The organism is Paenibacillus zanthoxyli JH29, assembly GCF_000520715.1.
GTDB lineage: Bacteria > Bacillota > Bacilli > Paenibacillales > Paenibacillaceae > Paenibacillus_AQ > Paenibacillus_AQ zanthoxyli.
Genome location: NZ_ASSD01000646.1, coordinates 1 through 765 on the forward strand (window position 1 = coordinate 1; position 765 = coordinate 765).

Consider the following 765-nt stretch of genomic DNA (forward strand, 5'->3'; position numbering starts at 1 on the left):
CGCAACGATGTACGGAAAAGTACGGGGCATACAAGATCATGGCATTAACATCTGGCGCGGTATTCCTTTCGCCGCTCCTCCCGCCGGGGAACGGCGTTTCAGGGCGCCTGAGCCTCCGGCAAGCTGGAACGGGGTGCGGGACTGCTTCGCCTATGGCTCTGTATGTTACCAGCCGCCTGACCGGAAAGGCACCCGCTTTCCCGAAGAAGCGCCGGTCTACGATGAGGACTGCCTGTACCTGAATGTATGGGCGCCCGCCGGGGCGGAGGCTCTGCCGGTTATGGTCTGGATTCACGGCGGGACGTTCCTGACCGGAGCGGGCAGCCAGCCGCTGTTCGATGGAGCTGCTCTTGCCCTCAGCGGAAATGTGGTTGTCGTATCGGTCAATTACCGTCTGGGGCCGTTCGGATTTCTTCATCTGGCCCCACTGGGCAATGGCAATTCATCTAATGCAGGGCTGCTGGATCAGATCGCCGCGCTGGAATGGATTCGCGGCAATATTGCCGGTTTTGGCGGCGACCCGCAGCGGGTAACGGTATTCGGCGAGTCGGCGGGAAGCATGAGCATCGCCGCGCTGCTGGCGATGCCGGCCGCCCGCGGCCTGCTTGCGGGAGCGATTATGCAGAGCGGCCCATCCCAGGCGTTTCGTCCCGAGCAGGGCGAGGCAGTTGCCTTAGCGCTGCTCGCCGAGCTGGGCATAGACCGGGCGAACGCAGCCTGCTTACGGGAGCTTCCGGCCGAAGCCATTATGGAGGCCGCTGGGAG

Annotated in this window: 1 protein-coding gene; it reads left to right on the forward strand. The window is 63.4% G+C overall.

Annotation, left to right across the window (positions count from 1 at the left end; all coding sequences use genetic code 11):
• A partial coding sequence (locus L691_RS0124625) for a carboxylesterase family protein (protein WP_025692898.1) occupies window positions 1-765 on the forward strand: 765 nt, incomplete at both ends.